Genomic DNA, 24,686 nt, shown 5'->3' with positions numbered 1-24,686 from the left:
TTTCTTTGTATTTTGCATACAATTTAACATCAATCAAACAATAATCATGAGTTTAGTCGCAGAATTTAATGAGTATAGAAGCAAGATGAACGATAAAATCTTGTCTTCTGATAATAAAGTAATCAAAAGAATTTTCAATCTGGATACCAATACTTACGCTGAGGGTGCTTTATCTGAAAAGACAAAAGAGATGATGGGATTGTCGTGTTCGATGGTTTTGCGTTGTGATGACTGTATCAAATATCACCTCGGAAAATGTTTTGAGCTAGGCGTGACTGATGCGGAAATGCAAGAGATTTTTTCTGTGGCTACCTTAATCGGTGGAACAATTGTTATTCCACATTTGCGTAGAGCAGTTGAGTATTGGGAAGAACTTCGGAGTGCGGAGTAGAGAGTTTTGAGTGCTGAGTGAAGAGTTGTGAATGTTGAATATTTTATGAAGATGAAGGTATGTTTCTACAAAAATCACTCATTCACAATTCACTAACTCACAATTAAATAAAAGCTTACAGCTAAATAAAAAATATGGAAATAGAGAATCTGGCCCAGCAATGGGATATCTTATTAGATAAATTAGAACAAGCGCTTGGGAAAAAACCTGCTGATTTAAATGCGGTGCTTTTTCTGATTGGCGTTCAAGAATTAGGGAAAGGACATCAGTTTTTTACCAAAGAACAAAAGCAAGACTTAATGCACATTGCTATTTGTAAGGTACTTAGCTATAGCGGTATTTATGAATTAGAAGGTACTGATCAAGACGGTTGGCCGCATTGGAAATTGATTCAGCCTTTGCCTTTTGTAAATGTAATCGAACAAGAAAAATTGTTGAAAGCTCAAGTTATAGAATATTTTGAAAGGGAAGTTTTTGTATGAAAATCATCACTTATAATGTCAATGGCATTCGTGCCGCCATGAACAAAGGGTTTATCGATTGGTTGAAGGCAAGCAATCCAGACATGATTTGCTTGCAAGAAATCAAAGCTGAAGAACACCAAATTGATAAACTTGTTTTTGAAGACTTGGGCTATCATGTCTATTGGTTTCCAGCCGAAAAAAAAGGGTATAGTGGGGTAGCTATCCTTACTAAGTTCAAACCAAACAACATTGATTTTGGTTGTGGTTTGCCAGACTATGACCGAGAAGGAAGAGTACTTCGTACTGATTTCGACACGTTTTCATTGATGTCTGTTTATATGCCTTCGGGTACTAGTGGCGACGAACGTCAGGGTTTTAAAATGAAATGGCTGGATGATTTTTATGGTTATACTGATGACCTTAAAAAGTCAATTCCCAACCTTATTATTTCTGGCGACTATAATATTTGTCATCATCCGATTGATATTCACAATCCTAAATCTAATGCAAACAGTTCAGGTTTTTTGCCTGAAGAAAGGGCATGGGTTACTAAATTTTTGGATAATGGATTTATAGATACTTTTAGACATTTTAATAAAGAGCCACATCACTATACTTGGTGGAGCTATAGAGCAGGAGCAAGGGGCAAGAATTTGGGATGGCGTATTGATTATCATTGTGCCACTGAAAGCATGACAGACCGCTTGATTCGTTCGGCTATTTTACCAGAAGCAAAGCATTCAGACCATTGTCCAGTGTTATTAGAAATCGCTATTTAATAGATAGGCGAATCAAGCAAGAGAGTATCCCAATGTTTGATTCGCTTTTTTATTATTAATTAATTTACCCTAATTCTACATTTCATTACTTCTTTTTCGTTAGGTATTAAATATTTCATGAGAATCTTCAGGATTAAACCTTAACAATATGACTACTTCACCCATCGCAACCTTACTTATGCGGATTGAAGAATACAAGCAAAAGTATTATCTCAATCGACTTATCAAAGGCAGTATTTTTTCAGCGGCAGTTATCTTGTCCGCTTTTTTGGTTTTTAACGTCCTTGAATATTTCGGTCATTTCGGCACTACTTTCCGCACTATTTTATTCTTTTCTTTCTTATTGGCCTTCTTGATTTCGTGTATTTTTTGGGTGATTAAACCCTTGGTGTTTTTATACGGAAAACAGAAACCGCTTTCGAATGAGCAAGCTGCCGACCAAATTGGAAAGTATTTCCCAGAGGTTGGCGACAAGCTAATTAATACCCTACAGCTTACCCGAAACATTGATAAAGAACAAAATGAATTGTTGATTGCTTCTATCAAACAGAAGTCACAGCAATTGGGCATTGTGAAATTTACGGATGCTATCAAGATAAACGATAATAAAAAATACGTGAAGTTTGCGGCCTTTCCTGCTATTCTAATAGTAGGTATCTTGATGCTATATCCTTCATTTTTCTCAAAAAGTACTGAAAGGATTGTCAACTTCAAAAACGAATACCAAGAAGAAGCTCCTTTTAATTTCCTGCTTGAAAACAGCAATCTACAGGCTTTTAAAAATGAAGATTTTACCCTGAATCTTAGCTTACAAGGCAATACGATTCCCGACGCCGTGTATGTAGTTTATAACGACAGAAAGCTAAAAATGGAAACGACAGATAAGCGTCATTATACCTACACTTTTTCTAAAATTCAAAATAGTTTCGATTTCCAGTTTGAGGCTGCTGGTTTCAAATCTGGTCAATATGAAGTAGAAATGGTCAACAAACCAAGTTTGGCATTTTTTGATGTGAATGTAAACTATCCTGCTTATTTGAATAAACCTGATGAATCTTTTAAAAATGTTGGCAACCTCACTGTTCCAGAAGGTACGGCTATCGAATGGGATTTTAATGTTACCAATACCGATTCTATTTCGATGGTTTTTGAAGGGGATAAAAACACTTACCATGCTGACAAAAAACTATTAGGTGGCGGTTTTGACTTTAATAAAAAAGTAAAAGCTTCTGGTACTTATAAAGTGTTTTTGAAAAATAAATATGCTTCTAATGCTGAAGGCATCAGCTTTTATTTAAATGTTATTCCTGATAAATATCCGCAATTAAGTTTAGAGCAATACAAAGATTCTACGCTTTATAATTTAATCGTTTTAGGTGGAAATATTGCCGATGATTATGGAATCAGCCGCTTGGCTATTTTTTATAAAGTACTCAGGAATGGGCAGAACAATCAACAAAATTATGCTAGTTTGGGTTTGCCAGTAAATCCTAATCAAGCGATTCAAAGTTTTTATAAACAATGGAATTTGGATAGTTTAAAACTGAATCCTTCGGACAGGGTAGAATATTATGTGCAGGTTTGGGATAACGATGGTGTAAATGGTGCTAAGTCTACTCGTTCACAAGTCATGAATTATGCCATTCCTGACAAGCAAGCTATCGATAATCAAATTGAAAACTCTGTTGATAAAACGCAAGCCCAATTAGAAAAGACTTTCGAGAAAGCACAGAAACTGCGTAAAGAAATTGCTGCTTTGGAAAATCGTTTGAAAAACAAAAAGGAGTTAGATTATCAAGACAAGAAATTGGCGGAAGAATTGATTAAAAAGAAAGCCGAGTTGATGAATGAAATCAAAAATCTGCAAGACGCCAATAAAGATTTGAATGATAAGCAACAGCGATTCAATGAACAGAAGCCAGAAAATCAACAGAAAATGGAAGCGCTCCAGAAAATGATGAATGATTTGATGGACCCTGAAACTCAGAAGTTATATGAAGAATTGAAAAAAATGCTTGAACAAAATCCTGATGATAATAAAATGCTTGAACAAATGGATAAGCTCAAAAACAAAGAGCGTAACATGGAAAAAGAATTGGAACGTATGCAGGAGTTATTTAAGAAATTACAATTAGAACAAAAGTTGGATAAGAGTATCAAGGATTTAGAAGACCAAGCTAATCAACAAGAAAAACTTGCTGAGAAAAACGAAGCCTTAGATAAGAATAATAAAACTGATGCTGATAAGCAAAAGGAAGCTGATGCCAATAAAAAAGAACAAGAAAAACTGAGCAAGGCTTTTGAAGAGGTAAAGAAAGATTTGAAGGAAGCTGAAAAGATTAATAAAGAAATGAAAAATGCTGAACCTATGGACATGGGTAAAGAACAGCAAGAAGATATTTCTCAAGATCAAAAAGAAGCAGAAGAAAAATCTGAGAAGGGTGATAACAAGGGTGCTTCTCAAAAACAAAAGCAAGCGGCCAAACAAATGAAGAATTTGGCTCAGCAATTAGCCAAGGAAAAACAAGAACAGGAGATGAAACAAAACGAAGAGAATATGGATGACCTTCGTGATATTCTTGAAAATCTTGTGAAGATTTCATTGAACCAAGAAAAGTTGATGAAAGACTTTAGAGGTATGAATCCTTCAGATCCTAGATTCATAAAACTTTCGCAAGAGCAAATAAAGATACAGGATGATGCAAAAGTGATTGAAGATAGTTTATATGCTTTATCAAAAAGGGTCTTACAAATTGAATCTTTCGTAACACGTGAGATGAGTAATATGAAAGGTTTTATGGCTGAAGCTTCAAAACTTATCAAAGATAGAAAGTTACCGATGACCACATCGAAACAACAATTTGCGATGACATCCATGAATAACCTTGCTTTATTGCTTTCTGATGTATTGAAACAAATGCAGCAAAATCAGCAAATGATGATGCAGAGTGCGGGGAAAGGGAAAACAAAAAGCAAAGGGAAAGGCAAAAGCCTAAGTGAAAGCCAAAAGGAATTGAACCAGCAAATGCAACAGACCATGCAAAAAGGTGAGAAAGGGCAAGGGGGCGTTTCGGAACAATTAGCTAAAATGGCCAGAGAACAAGCTCAAATCAGAAAGATGCTTCAAGAGTTTTTGGATAATAACAAAGGAACTGATAAAGGCAAAGGCTTGGGAAATGAAATAAAAGAGATGATGAAGAAAATGGAAGAAAGCGAAACAGACTTGGTAAATAAACGCTTGAATCCAAATTTGATGAAACGTCAACAAGAATTATTAACTCGTTTGCTTGAATCAGAGAAAGCCATGCAAGAACAAGAAGAGGAGCAAAAACGCAAAGCAGAGTCTGCTCGACAAGATTTAGCAAGAAAGGTTCCTCCACAGTTTCAACAATACGTTAAAGATAAACAAAAGCAAACAGAGTTGTTGCGTACTGTACCACCCAACTTGAATCAGTATTATAAACAACAAGTTGATAATTACTTCAAACAAATTAATTAGTGTAAACGGGTCTTGGATTTTATCTGAGACCCGTTTCTTTTTTCTTCTAGTGCTTTATCTCTGTCATTCTCTAGATTTCCTTCTTGCTCTCTAAGTAGCTGATATTCACAAGCTGAATTTTATATTGTATCTTTGTGAACGAATTATTTCAAACTTAATAATGTTATTAGACAATGATTGTTTTTTTCAACGAGGATATTGATTTTAAATTTAGCCAGAAAAATCAGTTAAAAGCTTGGTTAAAAAAAGTGGCTGAATTAGAGGGCTTTAAGGTAGGAGACCTCAACTATATATTTTGTTCGGATGAGTATCTTCATAAAATCAATGTTGAGTATTTAGACCATGATACCTATACTGACATCATTACCTTTGATAATTCTGAAGAAGAAGAAATGATTGAGGGTGATATTTTTGTAAGTATTGAAAGGGTAAAAGAGAATTCTCAAGAATTAAAAACCGAGTTTCTTGATGAATTTAAGCGTGTGCTAGTTCACGGACTTTTACATCTTTGTGGTTATGATGATCATTCCGACGAAGACGAAGCACAAATGAGAGAGATTGAAAGCAAATATATTTCAATTTTCAATAGTTGAAATTTTACATTTTATTCAAACACTCCACGTGGAACACTTGTAAAAAATATGTGTTTTTTACGTCCTGTTAAAAACCTTCAGAATCACACTTATTTAGTTTTAAATAATCATTAAGATGGCTAAAGTTTTTCTTTATAGATAAAAATATACAAAGCTATAGTATTACTTAAACAAGGTGTCGTTAGGATATTAAGGAGAAATGGGTCTGAGGGTGTATGCTCTAAATAATCATTATCAAATAACAAAAAGGATATTCGAGATAATATAAGATTGATTATAGCTATAAAATGGTATAGGATGAGGAAATAAGTAAGCATTAGATATGTTTCACAGGCTTATGAAAAAGAGGATTTAATATTTGGTCTCCTAAGCCCTTAGTAACAAAAATAAGAGGTTATATTAATTATCATAAACAGCATACTATTTGCCATTCTTAGAGAAAATAAAACAAGAAGATAAAAATAAGTGTAATAGTAGATTCAAATATCAATTAATAATATGTACAAAGAATATGATGTTATCGTAGTAGGAGCTGGTCATGCTGGTTGTGAAGCCGCTCACGCAGCAGCAACGATGGGCTCGAAGGTATTACTCATTACGATGAATATGAATACCATAGCTCAAATGTCTTGTAATCCAGCCATGGGTGGTGTGGCTAAAGGACAAATTGTGCGTGAAGTGGATGCTTTAGGTGGAATGTCAGGAATTATTTCTGATAAAACAATGATTCAATTTAGGATGCTAAATCGTTCCAAAGGCCCAGCGATGTGGTCGCCTAGATGCCAATCGGATAGAATGAGGTTTGCTGAAGAATGGCGTTTGGCTTTGGAAAGAAACACTAATGTGGATTTTTGGCAGGAAATGGTTTCAGGACTATTGGTTGAAGATAATAAAGTAGTAGGTGTAAAAACACAATTAGGCATTGAGTTTAAAGCTAAATCTGTTGTATTAACCAATGGAACATTCTTGAATGGATTGATTCATATAGGCGAAAAAAACTTTGGTGGCGGTAGAACAGCCGAAGGAAAAGCAACGGGTATTACTGAACAATTGGTACAATTAGGCTTCGAGGCAGGTAGAATGAAAACAGGTACGCCACCAAGAGTAGATGGTAGAAGTTTGGATTATACTAAAATGGAAGAACAAAAAGGAGATGAAAATCCAAGTAAGTTTTCTTATTTAGATACTCCTTCTTTAACTGAGCAGAGAAGCTGTTGGATTACTTATACCAATCAAGAAGTACATGATGTATTAAAAACAGGTTTTGAAAAATCTCCGATGTTTGCGGGTAGAATAAAAGGATTAGGGCCAAGATACTGTCCTTCGGTGGAAGATAAAATCAATCGTTTTGCTGATAAAGACAGACATCAAATCTTTGTAGAACCAGAAGGCTGGAATACTGTGGAAGTTTATGTGAATGGTTTTTCAACATCATTACCCGAAGATGTGCAGTACGAAGCATTGAAAAAGATTCCTGGGTTTGAAAACGTAAGAATGTTCCGTCCGGGCTATGCGATAGAATATGATTTCTTTCCGCCTACACAATTGAAGCAAACATTAGAAACTAAGTTGATTCAGCATTTATTCTTTGCAGGACAGATTAATGGAACAACTGGATATGAAGAAGCAGCGTGTCAGGGATTAATGGCAGGGATAAATGCCCACCAAAAAGCCCAAGACTTACCAGAGTTTACTTTATCTCGTTCAGAGGCTTATATTGGGGTTTTAATTGACGATTTAATTAATAAGGGTACAGAAGAGCCATATAGAATGTTTACGTCAAGAGCAGAATACAGAACATTGCTTAGACAGGACAATGCTGATATTCGCTTAACAGAGAGGGGACATTCAATTGGGTTAGCTTCAGAAGAAAGATTGAATAACGTTAATAACAAGAAAGAACAAACGGCAGTATTAATTAATGGTTTGAAATCATTGAAAGTAAAACCTGAAGAAGTAAATCCTGTTTTGGAAACAATTGGTACGGCATTGTTAAGAGAAGGAACGCCAATCATTAATTTATTGAAACGTCCTGATATTGATGTTCAAAAGTTAAAAACATTATCTCCAGAAGTAGCAACTTATTTGGCTAATTTTAAAGATGAAATTTTGGAACAAGCAGAAATCAATGTGAAATATGAAAGCTACATTGAAAAAGAGCAAGTAATGGTTAATAAACTATTGAAATTTGAAAACCTTAAGATTCCAGCAACTTTTGATTATGCTAACTTAAAGGCTATTTCAAATGAAGGTCGCCAAAAACTAGCAAGGATAAGACCTGCCACTATTGGTCAAGCTTCAAGAATTAGCGGTGTATCGCCTTCTGATGTTTCTGTACTGATGCTTTATATGGACAGATAAATAGTGATAATAATAAATACAAAAGACTTGTAAGCAATGGTTATCGCAAACCAAAACCTTACAAGTCTTTTTTGTACCTTTGTGAAAATTAACAACCATGGAAAAAATAAGCACTTGCCCAATCTGTAAACAAAGTTCATTTAGTAATTACCTTACTGTTAAAGATTACACGGTAAGCCAAGAAACATTCGAAATCGTCAATTGTAATACTTGTGGTTTTAAATTTACTAATCCACGTCCCGAGATAGATAAAATAGGAGCATATTATAAAGCTGAATCTTATATTTCGCATACTAATACTTCTAAAGGACTTATCGCTAAAATTTATCATTCTGTTAGGAAATATACACTAAAAGGTAAATTAGAATTAGTTAATAAACTGTATCCTGCAAAAGGCAAGTTGTTAGATGTTGGCTGTGGAACAGGGATGTTCTTGAATGTATGCAAAGAAAATGGTTGGAAAGTATTTGGTATTGAGCCAGACGATGACGCAAGGGCAATTGCAGAACAAATTAATCAATCTACTATTAAGACGGATGTGTTGAGTTCATTCCAAGATGAGCAATTTAACATCATTTCTTTATGGCATGTATTAGAACATGTGCATCAATTAAATGAAACGATTGATTGGCTCTATGAAAGACTCGCTGTGGATGGTTCGCTCATTATAGCTGTTCCTAATCATGAATCAGAAGATGCCGCTATTTATGGCAATAAATGGGCAGCCTATGATGTTCCAAGACATTTGTATCATTTCTCACAGAAAACAATAAAGCAACTTTTTGAACAACATAACTTCCGTTTGGAAGAAACCCTCCCTATGAAGTTTGATTCCTTCTATGTTTCGATGTTGAGTACTAAGTATCAAACGGGGAGAATCAACTATTTCAAAGCCTTTGTAGATGGTTTGAAGTCTAATATCAAAGCAGAGAGTAATCAACACAATTATTCAAGCTTAATTTACATATTTAAGAAGAATTAACATTTTTCAGACACTTTTCCACAACCCTCAGAGTTTAACAAACACTGAGGGTTTCTTTTTGTAAAATGGTCAACATTTCTATAAACCAATTTTTTTAAGCAATTTTGGGTTAAGTAATAGGAGTTTTCCAGAATTTAAGCCAATGTCATTTATTTTATCCACAAAGTTTTCAACATATTAACATGAAAGTGAAGAATTTAGTCTTGATAAGTTTTCTTAGTTTTATACTCATCGAAATCCTCTTTAGCTGTGCACAAATCGTAGCACCGACTGGTGGCAAAAAAGATACATTAGCTCCCGTTATTGTTAAAACATTTCCGAATAATCAAGCTACCAATTTTTCAGGAAAATTGATTCAATTAGAATTTAATGAATATGTAACGGTGGATAATATCCAACAGCAATTATTGATTACGCCAAATATTGAAGGGGCTTATCAAACCAAACCTTTGCCTAAAGGTGTAAGACTCACTTTCGATAAACCCTTCAAACAAAATACTACTTATAGTTTAAATTTCAGAAATGCCATAAAGGATATTACTGAAAGGAACATTGCTAAAAATATAAGATTGGTTTTCAGTACTGGAAAAATTATTGATTCATTGATTGTAAGCGGTAAAGTATTTAATCCACAAATCAATAAACCTGTTTTAGATATGACTGTTGGTTTATATACCTATTCGGATACATTGAATCCTAAAAAAGAAAAACCTTATTACTTTACAAAGACAGATAGCTCGGGAGTTTTCAAAATTGAAAATGTGGCTTCGGGAAAATACAGAATTTATGCCATTGCCGATGCCAATAATAATTTACTATATGAAGAAGCCAAAGAATTGATGGGTTTTGTAAAAGATACTATCGACTTAAAAAGTAATTTATCGAACCTAGAAATCAATATGGCTAAGATGGATAAAAGTCCAAACAAAGTAGCTAAAACCAGAAATACTGCAAACTACTATTATATAGAATATAGTAAAGGGATAAAAAATGTAAAAATTGACTTTTTAGGAAGAAAAGATACGTTGGCTTATCAACAAATTGACAGTAAAAACCTTAGAATATATAATACTATTAACAATTCTACCGATACTGTAAAAGTAAAAGTATCAGTTACGGATTCATTAGATAGGGTATTTACACATGACCAAAAAATCAAATTTAGGGTAAAAGGTAAAAAAGATGAAAGTGTGAAGGAGGAGTTTAGTACGAAAATAGCGCCTACTAATAATGAGGATATAGATTTAAAAGAAGTGGGTTATACTATCAACTTTTCAAAACCTATTATTCAATATGATATTAGTAAAATTGAAATCATGAATGATACCCTTATTAGGATACCTATTACAGAAAAAGACATTACATGGAGCCAAGGAAAAACAAAATTGCATATTCAGAAAAATGATAAAAAACCAAAGGAATTTGTAAGAGTCCGTATCCCAAAAGGAACATTCATTTCCCTCGAAAATGATACTACTTCAAACATTGAAAGTTTTCATCCAATCAGAGATCCTGAGAATTATGGTATCATCGAAGGCGAAGTTAAGAACCCCAACAAAAAGCATTTTATTATTCAATTATTGAATGAACGAAATGAGATAGTTCAAAAAGTGGACAACATATTGAAATACGAATTTGCCTTTCTTAAAGCGGGTATTTATTATGTAAGATTGATTGTGGATGAAAATCAGAATTCTCGTTGGGATGAAGGCGACTGGCAGACCAATACACTACCAGAAAAAATAATCTATAATCCGAATAAGATTAAATTGAAACAAAATTTCGTTCTATCTGGAAATGACTTTACAATTGACTAAATATCAAAAAATGGTCAACCTTCTGTGGATAAGTTGTGAAATAGGGCAAATAGCCTTTCAAAAAAGTGGAAAAGTAGGGGTTTTATACCCCTTATTTTTGTGGATAGAAATAGAGGTATTGTGGAAACAAAAAATGGACATTTGGAAACGTGGAAAACTATCTATTTAATCCATATTTTTATGACAAGTTAACAACATAAAAACTCATTGTGAATAATGTTGAGAAAAAGTTAAAAGTTATACACAAATATGTGGATTAAAATTAATGATATTGTAAATCAATTAGTTATGTGTTGATAAGTACGTTTTTTATGTTGATAAAAAAAACGATATTAACAATTATCTGTGAAAATAATGTTTCACAATACTCATCCACATATCCACAGTATAATAGAAGTAATAGTTTTCTTTTTTATAAAAAATTAAATAAAAATTATTATGATTAAATATAAGATGTTGTTGAAAACTTTTTTGAAGGCTCTTTGCTTCGCCATTTTTATCATGGGGTCTTTTGATGTTTTCAGTCAAGATGCTCAGTTGGGAATTGAATACCTGAAATCGGGAGAATATGAAAAGGCGAAAACGATTTTTCAAAAATTGGCTAAGAACAAAGAGACTGTAAAAGATATTTATAAACCATACTTGGAAACTTTGGTGAAGTTGAAAGAATGGGACGAAGCTGAAAAGTTTGTTAAGAAACAAATCAAAAATGCAGATGCCAACCAAGCTAAATATTTAGTTGACTTAGGAAGACTTTATCAGTCAACTGACAAGAAAGACGAGGCTAAAAAAAACTATGATTTGGCGATTGATAAAGTAAAGGCGAGTGATGATGAAATGATAGATTTAGTGAATTACTTTGCCATGCAACATCAAACAGACTTAGCTATACAAACAATTGAGGTATCGAGGGCTTTTACAAAGACGGAAGATAAATACGCTGTTCAGCTAGCAAATTTGTTCCGTATGGAAGGGAAAGTAACGCAAATGATAGAAGAGTACCTAAAGTTTGGTTTAGTGACTGATAATCAAGAAATGGTACAGTCAATCCTTCAGGATGAGTTGAAGGAAGACAAAGAAATAGAAGAATTAGAGAAAATACTCTACGCAAAAGTTCAACAATATCCACAGACGTCTTATTATACCGATATTTTGATTTGGCATTTGATTCAGAAAAAGGACTTTTATAAAGCTTTTGTTCAGGCTAGGGCATTGGATAAACGCTATAAAAAAGAAGGTATTCAAGTGACAGACTTAGGCTTTATGGCGCATCAAAATAAAGACTATGTCAACTCAGGTAAAATCTTTGAATACTTGATTAAAGAATATCCTAGACATCAGAACTACCCATTGTGGAGAAGAATGTTGATTAATGCCAAAGAAGAAGTACTCAAAACCACTTATCCGATCAATCAATCGGACATTAGATTGCTCATTGGCGAATACACTAAGATGCTGGATGAATTGGGAACAAATCAAAGAACATTGGAAGCCCTAAGAAGCAAAGGGCTTTTGTATGCTTTTTACTTAAACGAAAAAGATACTGCCATTGCTGTTTTAGAAAAAGCCATCAAACTTGCCAACAATGATCAGTTTTTTGTGGATAAGTGTAAATTAGATTTAGGAGATATATACTTGTTGAAATCTGAACCTTGGGAAGCCACGTTATTATATTCACAAGTGGAAAAATCAGAGAAAGATAGTCCGATTGGGTATGATGCTAAATTAAGAAATGCAAAATTGGCGTATTTCAGAGGAGACTTTGAGTTAGCCAAAGAAGTATTGGATATTTTAAAACAAGCGACTACGCGCGAAATTGCTAATGATGCGATGGAGCTGAGTTTACTGATTCAAGAAAACACAGGTTTTGATAGTACAGAAGCTGCCTTAAAAGATTATTCTACTGTTGAACTCCTCCTTTTTCAACATCGTAATGAGGAGGCTATCGCTAAATTAGGGGAAATGGAAAGGGTATATCGTGGAAATCCTATTATGGATGATTTGGTTTTTCTAAGAGCAAATATCTATTTAAAGCAAGGGAATGTGGATAAAGGAATAAAAGATTTGGAATACGTCATCCAGAATTTTCCACATGATATAAAAGGCGATGATGCCTTGTATCTATTAGCGAAAACATATCAGGATGTATTGAACCAATCCACAAAGGCGATGAAATTATACCAAGAATTGTTGATAAAGTATCCTGGCAGTATTTATGGGGCAGATGCTAGAAAAAGATTTAGAAATTTGAGGGGAGATACAATAAATTAATTACCTAAACGTATTACTATCAGGCCTGTAAGCTTATCCACTTACAGGCTTTTTTTGTGGATAAACCGCTAAATATGATTGTATGGTTTGAAACTCTACTTGATTGCTTTAAATAAAATTTGCTAAGACCATTTTAATCAAAGTGGCCTGCTTTTTTATTTTTTGTGTCTATCCTCTAATTATTCACAATCAAGTAAAATAGCCATGAAAAAACTCTTCTCTTTAGTCTTCATTATTAGTCTTGCTTTTTGCAGTGAGTTGTCCGCTCAACAACCAAAAATCGTTTTTGCTTGTAATTATTTTGGTAAGAAAGTATTACCTCAAGACATTTGTCCACAGACTATGGGATACATTTCTGAAAGCCATGCCGCAGAAGTAATCGGAAAATTTGCCAAAAAAATGGGACAAATTCATAGCAAGTTTAAAGTAATGCAATGTTCAAATACTGATAATTGTTTTGCGACTATCATTGAAGGACAACCCTATATTATTTATGACCGTGACTTTTTGGGGAGAGTAGAACGGACAGCTCAAACTGACTGGGCGGCGATTTCTATCTTAGCACATGAGATTGGGCATCATGCCAATTTCCATACCATAGACGGAGAAGGAAGTCGTCCTGAAAAAGAATTAGAGGCTGATTATTTTTCAGGTTTTTGGTTACACCAAATGGGTGCTACTTTAGAACAGTCACAACAAGCTATTCAGCATTTTCAAGAAGAGTTAGTAACTTCTACACATCCGCCCAAGTCGCAAAGATTAGAGGCCATCAAAAAAGGATGGCTAGAAGCTGATAGCGATAAGTTGGTGGAGGTATCGAGAGTATCAAAAAATGACCAAACAAATGTTCATTCGGATATTGATAGAAAAATTGAAAATATAGAAGTTGTTGAAAATAAGTTACTTAGTGCCAATGAAGCTTCCTTCAAGAAAACAGGTTGTGTGACGGGTAATTGCAAAGATGGAGAAGGGCTATTTGTCCACAAAACACAGGGTAGTTATAAAGGAATGTGGAAAAATGGTAAAAGAGATGGTTATGGAATACAGTATTATCCAAACGGAAATAAAATGTATGAGGGAGAATATCGAGCAGGCAAACGTGAAGGGAACGGGATTTATTATTTTCAAAACGGAGAGCGATTTGAAGGCAAATTTTTAAATGATGGTACAACAGATGACGGATACTATATCTTGAAGGATAATGAAATAAGTGAAATAGAATTAACCTATTTATATTCAGATGGTAGAAAAGAAATTATCCAAATTGTTAATGAATAGGATAGAATGTGGATAAAAGTAAATTTTAGGAAAAAATAGCTATTAATAATTCCCTGTTAAATTCTTTGTTTAAAATACTCAAAAAATACAAAATAATTATGCTTGCATACTATTTTCATTTATGTAAACTTGTTATCTTTGTTTAACGCTATTGTAAAATATAGGGTTTAATTTGTATTTTATTTTGAAGAGGCATCGAATAAACTAAGATAGTCATGAAGAGCAATCCTAACATTACCAGAGTATTTGATTTACTACCTAATTGTGTACAAGCAGTAAATAAAGAAGACACCTTCGCTAGCAAAGTAAAAGGCGAATGGAAAAAATATAGTGCTACCGAAGTAATAAAAATCGTTAATCAAGTAAGCATTGGCTTAATTAAATTAGGGGTTAAAAAAGACGATAAAATTGCGCTGATTTCTAATAACAGACCAGAATGGAATTTTATTGAGTTAGGAGTTCAGCAATTAGGTGCTGTATTGGTGCCGATGTACCCAACCATCACCATTGAAGATTATCGTTATATATTTACGGATGCAGAAGTGAAATTGATTTTTGTTTCCGACAGAACCCTGCTAGCAAAAGTACTTGAAGCTACCAGCGTGTTGGAAGGCATAGAAGGCATCTATACATTTGATCATTACAAGGATTCAAAACACTGGTCAGAATTATTAAAGTTATCAGAGAATGAGGATTTCGCTCAAATAGAACCTTATAAATCAGCTGTTCATCCAGACGATTTATTGACATTGATTTATACTTCGGGAACTACTGGCAAGCCCAAAGGAGTAATGCTGACACATGATAACATCATTTCGAACATTGATGGATTGGTGATTGGAAAGCATTTAGAATTATCATCTAATGACAAAGCCCTTAGCTTTCTTCCGCTTTGCCACATCTATGAGCGTACCGATGTATATGTGTATATGTATTATGGCGTTTCGGTATATTATGCTGAAAGTATGGATACCATTGCTGATAATTTAAAAGATGTTAAACCTCAAGTTTTCGCCACTGTTCCGAGATTGCTAGAAAAAGTATATGATAAGATTGTAGCGAAGGGTTACGAATTATCAGGTATTAAGAAACAGCTTTTCTTTTGGGCATTGAACTTAGGATTAAAATACGACCCAATGAAGGATATGGGTTTTTGGTATAATACACAGTTGAAAATTGCGAGAAAATTAATATTTAGTAAGTGGAAAGAGGCCTTAGGAGGCAATATTAAAATCATTGCTTCTGGCTCGGCAGCTTTGCAACCTCGTTTATCAAGGGTATTTTGGGCTGCTGAAATTCCGATTGCTGAAGGCTATGGATTGACTGAAACTTCACCTGTAGTTTCATCAAGTATTTTATCTGATTTTAGGGTGGGTTGCGTAGGTACAGTATTACCAAATGTGGAGTTGAAAATTGCTGAAGACGGAGAGATTTGTGTAAAAGGACCGTCTATCATGAAAGGCTACTACAAAAGACCTGATGCTACTGCCGAAGCGATAGATGCGGATGGATGGTTTCATACAGGAGATATAGGAGAGCTTTTTGAAGGACGTTATTTGAAAATAACAGATAGGAAAAAGGAAATCTTCAAAACGTCTGGCGGTAAATATGTAGCACCACAGGTAATCGAAAATAAATTGAAAGAATCAGTATTGATTGAACAAGCAATCGTGGTAGGAGAGGGACAAAAATTCCCGTCAGCTTTGGTTGTACCTGAATTCAATGCCTTGAAAGAATGGTGTATTAGAAACGGTGTAGAATGTAAAGATGCTACTCAGATGATTAAGAATGATAAGGTAAAAGAGAAAATAGATGAGGTAGTAAAAGATTTGATGAAGAGTGTTGCTCAATATGAACAAGTAAAAAAGGTAGAATTATTACCTAAATTATTTACCATTGAGTCGGGAGAATTAACACCAACATTGAAGCTAAAAAGAAAAATTATTCATAATAATTATAAAGAGTTGATTGAAGGAATATATAATTGATATTGTACATGAGTTAGTATTGAATAGAAATATTACTCATCTCGAATTATAAAATCATAAAAAAAGCGGTCGAAATTATTTTTTTTCGACCGCTTTTTTATGATTGATGAATACCGAATTCCTACTGTTTGAGCGAAGCGAGGCGGTTCGCCGCTGCGATTAGGAATTCTTGATTTTCTTTTGTTACTTTTCTTGTTTCAAGACAAGAAAAGTAAGGTCTTTCGTAAGGGAATATTATTTTTTGATATAAACAATCGATAATTTTAACATATACTCTCTCGACTATAAAGAAAGTAAGTATTGCTTAAAGCTTGCAAAATCTTTAGTCATCGGTATCGCTACTTTTTCTTTAGATAACAATGCTGATAATCTTTCAGGAATTTCTACAGAAGTGCCTAGAGCATCTTCTACCACATCTAAAAATTTAGCATAATGAGCAGTAGAAAGCAACACTCCTGCAACTTCTTCCGATAGCGTATCTGTATAGGATTTCAACCCTAAATATGCCACGGCAGTATGCGGACACATTACATAATTGGTTCTTTCAAAAACTTCCTTCATGGCAACTTTGGTTTGCTCATCATCGCTTGAATCTCCCACAATATGTTTAACAACCTCTTCGTAAGCATCGCCCGCTAATAAACGCATTCTTACAAAATTTGATGGATTACCCACATCCATTGCATTTGAAATAGTTTCTTGAGATGGCTTTGGCTCATAATTGCCAGTAGCCAAATAGCTCGGAACAATGTTATTTACATTGGTTGCTGCCACAAACATTTTTACAGGCAAGCCCATTTTCTGGGCAATTAATCCTGCTGATAAGTTTCCAAAATTTCCACTTGGTACACAAAAAACAACAGGTTTTGTATTGCCTGCTTTTTTCAATTGTGCGTAAGCATTGAAATAATAAAACGATTGAGGAATCAATCGACTAATGTTGATAGAATTGGCAGAAGCTAAATTGATGGTTGAAGACAGTTCTTTGTCTAAGAATGCAGCTTTCACCAAAGCCTGACAATCATCAAAAGTGCCATCTACTTCCAAAGCCGTTACGTTCTCTCCAAGGGTTGTTAATTGCTTTTCTTGAATATCCGAGACTTTGCCAGTTGGATATAAAATGGTTACTTTAATACCAGGCGTTTTATAAAATCCCTGTGCCACAGCTCCGCCAGTATCGCCAGATGTTGCCACAAGAATGTGAATATCTTTATGAGACTTTTGTAAAAAGTAAGACATTAACGATGCCATGAACCTTGCCCCAAAATCTTTGAATGCCATAGATGGTCCATGAAACAACTCTAATACATAAGTATCTTTTTCAAGATTAACCAAAGGTGCATCAAAATCGATAGCTCTTTCAACAATCATTTTAATATCATCCTCAGGAATATCGTCGCCCAATAATGTCTTCGTTACTTCAAAGGCAATTTCTGAAATTGATAGTGTTTCTATTTTATCAAAAAAAGAAGAGGGTAAAGTCGGAATAACATGGGGCATATATAAGCCATTGTCTGGAGGGAGACCTCTAAATACTGCTTCTTCCAAAGAAACATCATCACTTTGATGATTTGTGCTGTAAAGTATCATAATTATTTGGAACAGATAAAACCTTCAATTTCAAAACCTTCGTGGCAAGAAATCTTGTAAATTAGTATCATCAAAAGTCTGATTCACTTTTAAGGATTGACTATTAAAAATGGCTTACTGCTTACAGCCTAAAGCTTATAGCGGTAAAACAATACAAAATTAGTTCAAAAGCCTGAATTACAGAATAAACATTTTAATTTCTGTTGTTTAACATCATATTCATTTTAATACCTAACACCCATGTATAAAAAACTACAAGCTTATCTACGTGATTTTTTCGCTTTTAATCAAACAGAAATAAAAGGCTTTGTTTTGCTTATTTTTTTAATCTTTTTGCTCATCATTTTTACTTTTATTTTTGATTATCTTCCTGAAAAACAAGTTATTAATGATTCAGTGAATCCGAAGAAGATTGAAGCGTTAATGGCAAAAATTGAAATCAAAGAACGTTCTGAGCATCCTACAGAGCATGAAAATAATTTTTCCGATAAATATGCTAAAGAAAATGCCTTTAAAGAAGAGGCTAGAACCATTACATTATTCAAATTTGACCCTAACTTATCCAATACCGAAGACTTACAAAAGCTAGGGATAGCTCCATGGTTAGCCGAACGAATAGTCAATTATCGAAATAAGGGTGGAAAATTTAGGAAAAAAGAGGATTTGAAGAAAATCTATAGCTTCCCGATAGCCCTTTATGAAAAGCTAGAACCTTATATCGTTTTAACAAATTCGTCAGTACTTCAACCAAATGTCAATAGTATAAAAGTTGAGTTGGTAACAGAAAAGAATTTGCCAACAGCAAATGTTACTAAGGATAATTTCAAGCCAGTGAGTTTTGATTTAAACAGAGCTGATACCAATGACTTAAAGAAATTAAAAGGAATTGCTTCTAAGCGAGCTATCAGGATTATTCAAGAACGGGAGAAGCTTGGGGGCTTTTATTCAATAGAGCAAGTACGCAATATTTGGGGATTAGATTCTATTTCAGTTGACGAACTATTGAAATATGGGACAGTCAGAAATCCTCAACTCAGGAAAATCAAAATTAATGAGGTGACCCTAGAAGAATTCAAACATCCTTATTTACGTCCTTATATTGCTAAAGCCATTATTGCATATCGCCAACAGCACGGAAATTTTTCGAGCCGAAAAGATTTAGAGAATATAAAGCTTTTGGATGAACAAACAATCAACAAGCTTTTACCATATCTAGCATTCTAAAACAGTAAAACGAGATTCCATCTCGTTAAAATTAAGTTACAAAAATTACGAGATGGAATCTCGTTTTACGGAATAATATGATACCACTTTCAGACTTACTCGTTTTTATTATTGCCGCTTTTGGGTTGGTCATCACGCCTGGCCCCAACATGATATACCTAATATCACGTTCTATCTCACAAGGCAAACAAGCAGGAATGATTTCACTAGCAGGAGTCATTGTTGGTTTTCTATTCCATGTCATCATGGTCTCTTTCGGACTTACGGCTATTTTGATGGCTGTACCTTTTGCTTATTCCTTTCTCAAATGGCTAGGTGTTGGCTACTTATTGTATTTAGCTTGGAATGCCATCAAGCCAGGAAGTAAATCATTTTTTGAAACAACGGCTTTGGAAGACGATAGCAATTTCAAACTTTTTCAGATGGGATTTCTCACCAATGTACTCAACCCTAAAATTGCTGTTTTCTATATGTCGTTCTTTCCACAGTTTATTAAACCTGAATATGGCAATGTATTATTACAGAATTTTCAATTAGGATTTACCCAAATGACCGTCAGTTTCACAGTGAATTTCATGATTGTCATGTTTGCATCCAAAATAGCATTTTGGTTTGGTAGTAGACCCACTTGGATTAAAATTCAAAAATGGCTTATGGCAGGTATTTTGAGTAGTCTAGCCCTAAAATTAGCCTTTGATAAAGCCAAATGAATATTTATTCTAGCTATTGTTCAATGAGTTATGAAATAAATAAGCATTGACTTTTGAAGAACCTTTTCTATAGAAATAATAAAAAAGTAATAAGTTCATAAATAACCCATTTAATAAATCCGTAAACTACACACAATAATGTTTCAAAACCCTTTTTCATTTGAAGGTCGTATCAGAAGAAAAGAATATGCAATCTCTCTTTTTATATATTTTACACTTTTTATATCTTTTGGAATAATAGATGTCTTTATAGGCGAAGAAAATATCTTTAGATTAATATTAAGGATAGTATGGATTTTCTTGATTTGGTTTAAACTTGCGCAAAGTGCGAAGAGAAGTCAGGATTTAGGGAAAGCGTGGTGGTTTCTATTTATGCCTTTTTGTGATCTTTGGTTGTTGTTTAAAACTAGTCAATATGGAAATAATAAGTATGGATTAAATCCTAAAGGTTTAGGAAACCCCGAACCTGAAAATTTATAGACTTAAAGGAGGCTTTAACTTTTTATGACTAATGGTTTTTCCATTCCAAATACTCCAACCTCATACAATGTCCACAAGGACGAAAACCCAAAACTACAGCTTCTTGAATATCTTTAAAGAAGACTCGGTTTTGGGTTTTCATTCTTTTGCCAGATTTACAATTGAGCTTTCCATAAATCTTTAATGACTTATTAGCACCCACTGTAATTTGCTTGTCTTTGATTAAAGACAGTAATAAACGGTTTGTTCCTTTTTCGTCTAGTATATCTTGATGTCTTATCATTTGGCATCATGAAAAATAATCCCGACTGTATAACGATTTCCACTATGGAGTTTACTAACCCCATGTTTCATGGGTGAACGATAGTAGCCCCTTGTTCCTTTGGCTGCTCGAAAGTTGGTAGTAAAAATTACCATGTCGCCACGGTTCGGTTGTAATACAATTGCCTGAGATTGTAACCTCGGTTTTTGTTCAATCAATACAAATTCTCCGCCAGTATAATCTTCCTGAGGTTGAGATAAAAACAATACTGCCTGAAAAGGAAAATACAACTCTCCATATAAATCTTGGTGGAGGGTATTAAAGTCACCTGTTTCATATTTCAAAATCAGAGGTGTTGGTCTGTATTGATTTTGTTGCTGACAAGCTTCAATAAAATCTTCATGCTTTTCGGGATAGGTAAGATTGATACCTAATTTTAAATTCCATTCGTTTGCTATTTTAGACAAAGGAGTGTAGAGGTCATTCCTTAAATAAGCAATGCTTTCGGGTAGAGGATACGAAAAGTACTTGTATTCGCCTTTTCCAAAATTATAACGTTTCATTACAATAGTACTTCTATATAAATTGGATTGCGAATATGAAGCTATCAATTCGTCAGAAACATCCCGAGGAATCACTGCCCGAATAACAGCATATCCCTGTTCATCCAAATCTTGTTTAATACTTTGCCAGTTAAGTGAGTTGATATTCATGTTCAATGTAAAATTGTGAATGTGTGAGTTAGTGAATGAGTAATTAAATATTTTGGTGTTTAGTAATAATTCACTAAATCACAACCGCGGCGGCGGACCGCTCCTCATTCACTCAATTTTAGAGGCTTCCCATCCAACGATAGCTTTCTTCCGAATAGTCCCCCAATGATATTCTCCTAACTTTCCTTCTTTTCTAATTACTCTATGACAAGGTATTAAGTAGGCGATAGGATTATTTCCTACTGCCGTACCGACTGCTCTAACGGCCTTGTTATGTCCGATACTATCTGCTATTTGTTGATAAGTCGTTAATGAACCTTGTGGAATTGTCAATAAAGCTTCCCAGACTTTTAATTGAAAATTGGTACCTTGTACTAATAGATGTAGTTTGTCTAGCGAGCTAAGATGTGGTGTAAAAATGCGTTGTACATATTGTTCGGTGACAGAAGGGTTCTCTTCGATAGTAGCAAAATGCCATTTTTGTTTGAAGGTCGCTAAATCTTCATCTTTAGAAATCTCATTGGTAAAAGCCATTCCACAAATTCCTCTTTCGGTAACGGCCATAAAGCATTCTCCGAAAGGAGTATCATGATAAGCATAATCAATGTGCAAACCTTTTCCACCACTTTTGAATTCTTGGGGAGTAACAGCTTCAATACCTGTAAACAAATCATACACTCTGCTTTGGCTCGACAGCCCTGCTATCTCTGCTGCTTCTATCAAAGTGGCAGTGTCCTTGATTTTAGCTTTTAAATAGTCGGCTGTTAAAAACTGTAAAAACTTCTTCGGACTAACGCCTGCCCATTCAGTAAAAATTCTTTGAAAATGAAAAGGAGAAAGATTTACTTTTTCGGCCACTTCTTCTAAGGAAGGTTGTGCAGTAATATTGTCGGTAATGAACTCAATCGCTTTAGCAATACGTTCATAATGATATGTATCTGTTGTCATGTTCTTCTTAAATTAACGCTACAAATGTCGATTGATAAAAGAACATCCTCAACCCGAAAGTTGCTTTTTTTCAGATACTAGAAGACTTTAGGATTAGAGGATATTTAGACCTGAAGAAAAAAGGATTAAAGAAGGTAAGAAATTGTGTAAAGAATGTAAAATAAAATAGAGTATGTTCTTTTCTGAAATACTTTAACTTTTCAATTATTTTTTATACACAAGTCTTTCACTCTACAATCTCAAGTCCTTCAGTCCTAAAGTCTTCCAGTCCCAAAAAAATTCCTTAATTTTGCATCAAACCAAAAACTTCATCAAATGTCAACAGGATTTTTTAGCGTACCAACGCCCAAAAATGAGCCAATCAACTCATATGCTCCTAACACCAAGGAGCGAGAAACACTTATTGCCAAGCTTACTGAAATGCGTGGTACAGTAGTAGACGTACCCATGTATATAGGTTCTGAAGAAATAAGAACAGGCAATAAACAGGCTTTGACTTCCCCACACGACCATCAGCATATTTTAGGATATTATCACGAAGGTGATGCTAGCCACGTAAATCAAGCCATAGACTCAGCATTGTCAGCCAGAGAAGCATGGGCAAGTTTACCTTGGGAAAATAGAATGGCTGTTTTCTTGAAAGCAGCAGACCTTTCGGCTACTAAATATCGTAATGAGTTAAATGCTTCAACGATGTTAGGGCAATCAAAAAATGCCTATCAAGCAGAAATTGATGCAGCTTGCGAATGGATAGACTTCCTACGTTTCAATGTACATTTCGCTACACAGATATATGCTGAACAACCTATCTCTTCTGAAAACGTTTGGAACAAATTAGAATACCGTCCCTTAGAAGGATTTGTATTTGCCGTAACACCATTCAACTTTACAGCTATTGCAGGTAACCTTCCTGCGTCGGCAGCCTTAATGGGAAATGTTGTAGTATGGAAACCATCACCACAGCAAATCTATTCTGCGAATGTATTAATGAAAGTATTGAAAGAAGCAGGATTACCAGATGGCGTAATAAACCTTATTTATACAGATGGACCACTAACAGGTGATATCGTATTCAAGCATCCACAATTTGCGGGAGTACATTTTACAGGAAGTACTAAGGTATTTCAACATATTTGGAAAACAATCGGAGAAAATATCCATAAGTATAAGTCGTACCCAAGAATCGTAGGAGAAACAGGAGGGAAAGATTTTGTAGTAGCACACAAATCAGCTGATGCCAAAGCCCTAGCAGTAGGCTTGGTGCGTGGAGCATTTGAATACCAAGGACAGAAATGTTCTGCGGCTTCCCGTGCTTATATTCCCAATACGCTTTGGGAACAAACGTGGGAATATATTCAAACAGACTTAGCAGAAATAAAAGTAGGAGGTGTAGAAGACTTTTCAAATTTCGTGAACGCCGTGATTGATGAAAAGGCTTTTGATAAAATCGCGGGATATATAGATAATGCAAAAGCTTCGGACAAAGCCAAAATAATAGCAGGCGGAAATTATGATAAATCGAAAGGGTATTTTATTGAGCCAACGATTATCTTGACAGAGGACCCTCACTACACTACGATGTCAGAAGAAATCTTCGGGCCGGTACTTACTATCTATGTATATGACGCAGAAAAGTATGAAGAGACGTTGGATATCGTAAACACCACTTCTGATTATGCTTTAACGGGAGCCATCTTTGCTCAAGATCGTTATGCTTTAGAGATTGCGAATAAAAAGCTAGTAAATGCAGCAGGTAATTTCTATATCAATGATAAGCCAACAGGAGCAGTGGTTGGACAACAACCATTCGGTGGGGCTAGAGCATCAGGTACTAATGATAAAGCGGGTTCGATGCTAAACCTATTGAGATGGGTTTCGCCTAGAACGATTAAAGAAACATTTGTATCGCCAACAGACTATAAGTACCCTTTCTTGGGATAAATTGGATATAAATCTTGCTAAAATCACTAAAAGCGGTCAGTCATTTTAAAAATGATTGACCGCTTTTTATATAAATTTTAACGTAGATTGAAGTTTGAGCATTTTTTTTCAAAAAAGTTTCCATTTTTTTATTGTTAATAACATCTTGGTTTTCAGTGGTATTATGGTGGTGGTTATGGATTATTTCATAAAAGTTTAAAAAAAAGTTTGCATTGATGTTTGGTGGTTTAGAATTAATCCTACATCTTTGCACTCCCAAACGACGCCAACGGGCTAAGGAAAGGGAAAGAGTTAGAGTAATTAGGAAGATAATTACTAGCGAGATTTAAAAATCGGAAGTAGGTTTTTAGGTTAAAGAGTTCTTTGAGATATTGGTAGAAATGATTAATAGAATT

General features: G+C 34.4%; 20 protein-coding genes. 16 read left to right on the top strand and 4 right to left on the bottom strand.

Annotation, left to right across the window (positions count from 1 at the left end):
* The first annotated feature begins 46 nt into the window (after positions 1-46).
* The 12 genes from J2Y60_RS22070 to J2Y60_RS22015 all read left to right on the top strand — a co-directional run bounded on the left by J2Y60_RS22070 (position 47) and on the right by J2Y60_RS22015 (position 16,423).
* Positions 47-391 carry a carboxymuconolactone decarboxylase family protein gene (locus J2Y60_RS22070; RefSeq protein ID WP_309923592.1) on the top strand — a complete coding sequence of 115 codons (345 nt, stop codon included), beginning with the start codon at positions 47-49 and terminating at the stop codon, positions 389-391.
* A 134-nt stretch (positions 392-525) separates the two neighbouring features.
* On the top strand, positions 526-873 hold the full coding sequence (locus J2Y60_RS22065; protein WP_309923590.1) for a hypothetical protein: 348 nt from the start codon (positions 526-528) through the stop codon (positions 871-873).
* Positions 870-1,634 (top strand): exodeoxyribonuclease III, encoded by a 765-nt coding sequence (locus J2Y60_RS22060; protein ID WP_309923589.1) that lies wholly within the window; start codon positions 870-872, stop codon positions 1,632-1,634. The genes J2Y60_RS22065 and J2Y60_RS22060 overlap by 4 nt, the downstream gene beginning before the upstream one ends.
* Before the next feature lie 148 nt (positions 1,635-1,782).
* Positions 1,783-5,133, top strand: coding sequence for a DUF4175 family protein (locus J2Y60_RS22055; RefSeq protein WP_309923587.1), 3,351 nt, complete (start codon positions 1,783-1,785; stop codon positions 5,131-5,133).
* 173 nt (positions 5,134-5,306) lie between these two features.
* A complete protein-coding gene (gene ybeY, locus J2Y60_RS22050; RefSeq protein ID WP_309923586.1) occupies positions 5,307-5,726 on the top strand; it encodes an rRNA maturation RNase YbeY in 420 nt (139 codons plus the stop codon).
* A 498-nt stretch (positions 5,727-6,224) separates the two neighbouring features.
* Positions 6,225-8,087 (top strand): tRNA uridine-5-carboxymethylaminomethyl(34) synthesis enzyme MnmG, encoded by a 1,863-nt coding sequence (mnmG, locus tag J2Y60_RS22045; protein ID WP_309923583.1) that lies wholly within the window; start codon positions 6,225-6,227, stop codon positions 8,085-8,087.
* A gap of 97 nt (positions 8,088-8,184) precedes the next feature.
* The gene (locus J2Y60_RS22040) at positions 8,185-9,069 is read left to right on the top strand and encodes a class I SAM-dependent methyltransferase (protein ID WP_309923582.1); all 885 of its coding nucleotides are present in this window, start codon (positions 8,185-8,187) and stop codon (positions 9,067-9,069) included.
* A gap of 182 nt (positions 9,070-9,251) precedes the next feature.
* A complete protein-coding gene (locus tag J2Y60_RS22035) occupies positions 9,252-10,886 on the top strand; it encodes an Ig-like domain-containing domain (RefSeq protein WP_309923580.1) in 1,635 nt (544 codons plus the stop codon).
* A gap of 10 nt (positions 10,887-10,896) precedes the next feature.
* Complete coding sequence (locus J2Y60_RS22030; RefSeq protein WP_309923578.1) at positions 10,897-11,055, top strand: hypothetical protein; 159 nt, start codon at positions 10,897-10,899, stop codon at positions 11,053-11,055.
* A 269-nt stretch (positions 11,056-11,324) separates the two neighbouring features.
* Complete coding sequence (locus J2Y60_RS22025; RefSeq protein ID WP_309923576.1) at positions 11,325-13,157, top strand: tetratricopeptide repeat protein; 1,833 nt, start codon at positions 11,325-11,327, stop codon at positions 13,155-13,157.
* 204 nt (positions 13,158-13,361) lie between these two features.
* Entirely contained in the window at positions 13,362-14,435 is a 1,074-nt protein-coding gene (locus tag J2Y60_RS22020; RefSeq protein WP_309923575.1) for a hypothetical protein, read from the top strand.
* A gap of 215 nt (positions 14,436-14,650) precedes the next feature.
* On the top strand, positions 14,651-16,423 hold the full coding sequence (locus tag J2Y60_RS22015) for a long-chain fatty acid--CoA ligase (protein ID WP_309923572.1): 1,773 nt from the start codon (positions 14,651-14,653) through the stop codon (positions 16,421-16,423).
* 282 nt (positions 16,424-16,705) lie between these two features.
* Here J2Y60_RS22015 and thrC read toward each other — a convergent pair whose 3' ends face one another.
* Positions 16,706-18,013, bottom strand: coding sequence for a threonine synthase (thrC, locus tag J2Y60_RS22010; protein ID WP_309923570.1), 1,308 nt, complete (start codon positions 18,011-18,013; stop codon positions 16,706-16,708).
* 240 nt (positions 18,014-18,253) lie between these two features.
* Between thrC and J2Y60_RS22005 the strand changes: the two genes are divergently transcribed.
* The 3 genes from J2Y60_RS22005 to J2Y60_RS21995 all read left to right on the top strand — a co-directional run bounded on the left by J2Y60_RS22005 (position 18,254) and on the right by J2Y60_RS21995 (position 20,427).
* The gene (locus tag J2Y60_RS22005) at positions 18,254-19,237 is read left to right on the top strand and encodes a helix-hairpin-helix domain-containing protein (RefSeq protein ID WP_309923568.1); all 984 of its coding nucleotides are present in this window, start codon (positions 18,254-18,256) and stop codon (positions 19,235-19,237) included.
* A 77-nt stretch (positions 19,238-19,314) separates the two neighbouring features.
* Positions 19,315-19,947, top strand: a complete 633-nt coding sequence (locus J2Y60_RS22000) for a LysE family translocator (RefSeq protein WP_309923566.1) — start codon at positions 19,315-19,317, stop codon at positions 19,945-19,947.
* A 138-nt stretch (positions 19,948-20,085) separates the two neighbouring features.
* Positions 20,086-20,427 (top strand): DUF805 domain-containing protein, encoded by a 342-nt coding sequence (locus J2Y60_RS21995; protein WP_309923564.1) that lies wholly within the window; start codon positions 20,086-20,088, stop codon positions 20,425-20,427.
* A 28-nt stretch (positions 20,428-20,455) separates the two neighbouring features.
* Here J2Y60_RS21995 and J2Y60_RS21990 read toward each other — a convergent pair whose 3' ends face one another.
* The 3 genes from J2Y60_RS21990 to J2Y60_RS21980 all read right to left on the bottom strand — a co-directional run bounded on the left by J2Y60_RS21990 (position 20,456) and on the right by J2Y60_RS21980 (position 22,350).
* A complete protein-coding gene (locus J2Y60_RS21990) occupies positions 20,456-20,710 on the bottom strand; it encodes an Ada metal-binding domain-containing protein (protein WP_309923562.1) in 255 nt (84 codons plus the stop codon).
* Positions 20,707-21,402, bottom strand: coding sequence for a 2OG-Fe(II) oxygenase (locus J2Y60_RS21985; protein ID WP_309923560.1), 696 nt, complete (start codon positions 21,400-21,402; stop codon positions 20,707-20,709). Before J2Y60_RS21985 ends, J2Y60_RS21990 begins: the two co-directional genes overlap by 4 nt.
* Before the next feature lie 108 nt (positions 21,403-21,510).
* Positions 21,511-22,350: a methylated-DNA--[protein]-cysteine S-methyltransferase gene (locus tag J2Y60_RS21980; RefSeq protein WP_309923558.1), complete on the bottom strand. Its 840-nt coding sequence runs from the start codon at positions 22,348-22,350 to the stop codon at positions 21,511-21,513.
* 315 nt (positions 22,351-22,665) lie between these two features.
* Between J2Y60_RS21980 and pruA the strand changes: the two genes are divergently transcribed.
* Positions 22,666-24,291, top strand: a complete 1,626-nt coding sequence (gene pruA / locus J2Y60_RS21975) for an L-glutamate gamma-semialdehyde dehydrogenase (protein WP_309923556.1) — start codon at positions 22,666-22,668, stop codon at positions 24,289-24,291.
* Positions 24,292-24,686 lie beyond the last annotated feature (395 nt).

Origin of the sequence: Arcicella sp. BE140, assembly GCF_031456255.1 — a bacterium.
Classification (GTDB): Bacteria; Bacteroidota; Bacteroidia; order Cytophagales; family Spirosomataceae; genus Arcicella; species Arcicella aquatica.
The sequence above is the reverse complement of the archived record's forward strand: the minus strand, read 5'-3'. Positions and strand labels throughout refer to the sequence as shown.

What these genes read in the sequence shown, in the direction of transcription:
- J2Y60_RS22070 (WP_309923592.1), top strand. Translation starts at nt 47, where the DNA reads ATGAGTTTAGTCGCAGAATTTAATGAGTATAGAAGCAAGATGAACGAT.
- J2Y60_RS22065 (WP_309923590.1), top strand. Translation starts at nt 526, where the DNA reads ATGGAAATAGAGAATCTGGCCCAGCAATGGGATATCTTATTAGATAAA.
- J2Y60_RS22060 (WP_309923589.1), top strand. Translation starts at nt 870, where the DNA reads ATGAAAATCATCACTTATAATGTCAATGGCATTCGTGCCGCCATGAAC.
- J2Y60_RS22055 (WP_309923587.1), top strand. Translation starts at nt 1,783, where the DNA reads ATGACTACTTCACCCATCGCAACCTTACTTATGCGGATTGAAGAATAC.
- ybeY (WP_309923586.1), top strand. Translation starts at nt 5,307, where the DNA reads ATGATTGTTTTTTTCAACGAGGATATTGATTTTAAATTTAGCCAGAAA.
- mnmG (WP_309923583.1), top strand. Translation starts at nt 6,225, where the DNA reads ATGTACAAAGAATATGATGTTATCGTAGTAGGAGCTGGTCATGCTGGT.
- J2Y60_RS22040 (WP_309923582.1), top strand. Translation starts at nt 8,185, where the DNA reads ATGGAAAAAATAAGCACTTGCCCAATCTGTAAACAAAGTTCATTTAGT.
- J2Y60_RS22035 (WP_309923580.1), top strand. Translation starts at nt 9,252, where the DNA reads ATGAAAGTGAAGAATTTAGTCTTGATAAGTTTTCTTAGTTTTATACTC.
- J2Y60_RS22030 (WP_309923578.1), top strand. Translation starts at nt 10,897, where the DNA reads ATGGTCAACCTTCTGTGGATAAGTTGTGAAATAGGGCAAATAGCCTTT.
- J2Y60_RS22025 (WP_309923576.1), top strand. Translation starts at nt 11,325, where the DNA reads ATGATTAAATATAAGATGTTGTTGAAAACTTTTTTGAAGGCTCTTTGC.
- J2Y60_RS22020 (WP_309923575.1), top strand. Translation starts at nt 13,362, where the DNA reads ATGAAAAAACTCTTCTCTTTAGTCTTCATTATTAGTCTTGCTTTTTGC.
- J2Y60_RS22015 (WP_309923572.1), top strand. Translation starts at nt 14,651, where the DNA reads ATGAAGAGCAATCCTAACATTACCAGAGTATTTGATTTACTACCTAAT.
- thrC (WP_309923570.1), bottom strand. Translation starts at nt 18,013, where the DNA reads ATGATACTTTACAGCACAAATCATCAAAGTGATGATGTTTCTTTGGAA.
- J2Y60_RS22005 (WP_309923568.1), top strand. Translation starts at nt 18,254, where the DNA reads ATGTATAAAAAACTACAAGCTTATCTACGTGATTTTTTCGCTTTTAAT.
- J2Y60_RS22000 (WP_309923566.1), top strand. Translation starts at nt 19,315, where the DNA reads ATGATACCACTTTCAGACTTACTCGTTTTTATTATTGCCGCTTTTGGG.
- J2Y60_RS21995 (WP_309923564.1), top strand. Translation starts at nt 20,086, where the DNA reads ATGTTTCAAAACCCTTTTTCATTTGAAGGTCGTATCAGAAGAAAAGAA.
- J2Y60_RS21990 (WP_309923562.1), bottom strand. Translation starts at nt 20,710, where the DNA reads ATGATAAGACATCAAGATATACTAGACGAAAAAGGAACAAACCGTTTA.
- J2Y60_RS21985 (WP_309923560.1), bottom strand. Translation starts at nt 21,402, where the DNA reads ATGAATATCAACTCACTTAACTGGCAAAGTATTAAACAAGATTTGGAT.
- J2Y60_RS21980 (WP_309923558.1), bottom strand. Translation starts at nt 22,350, where the DNA reads ATGACAACAGATACATATCATTATGAACGTATTGCTAAAGCGATTGAG.
- pruA (WP_309923556.1), top strand. Translation starts at nt 22,666, where the DNA reads ATGTCAACAGGATTTTTTAGCGTACCAACGCCCAAAAATGAGCCAATC.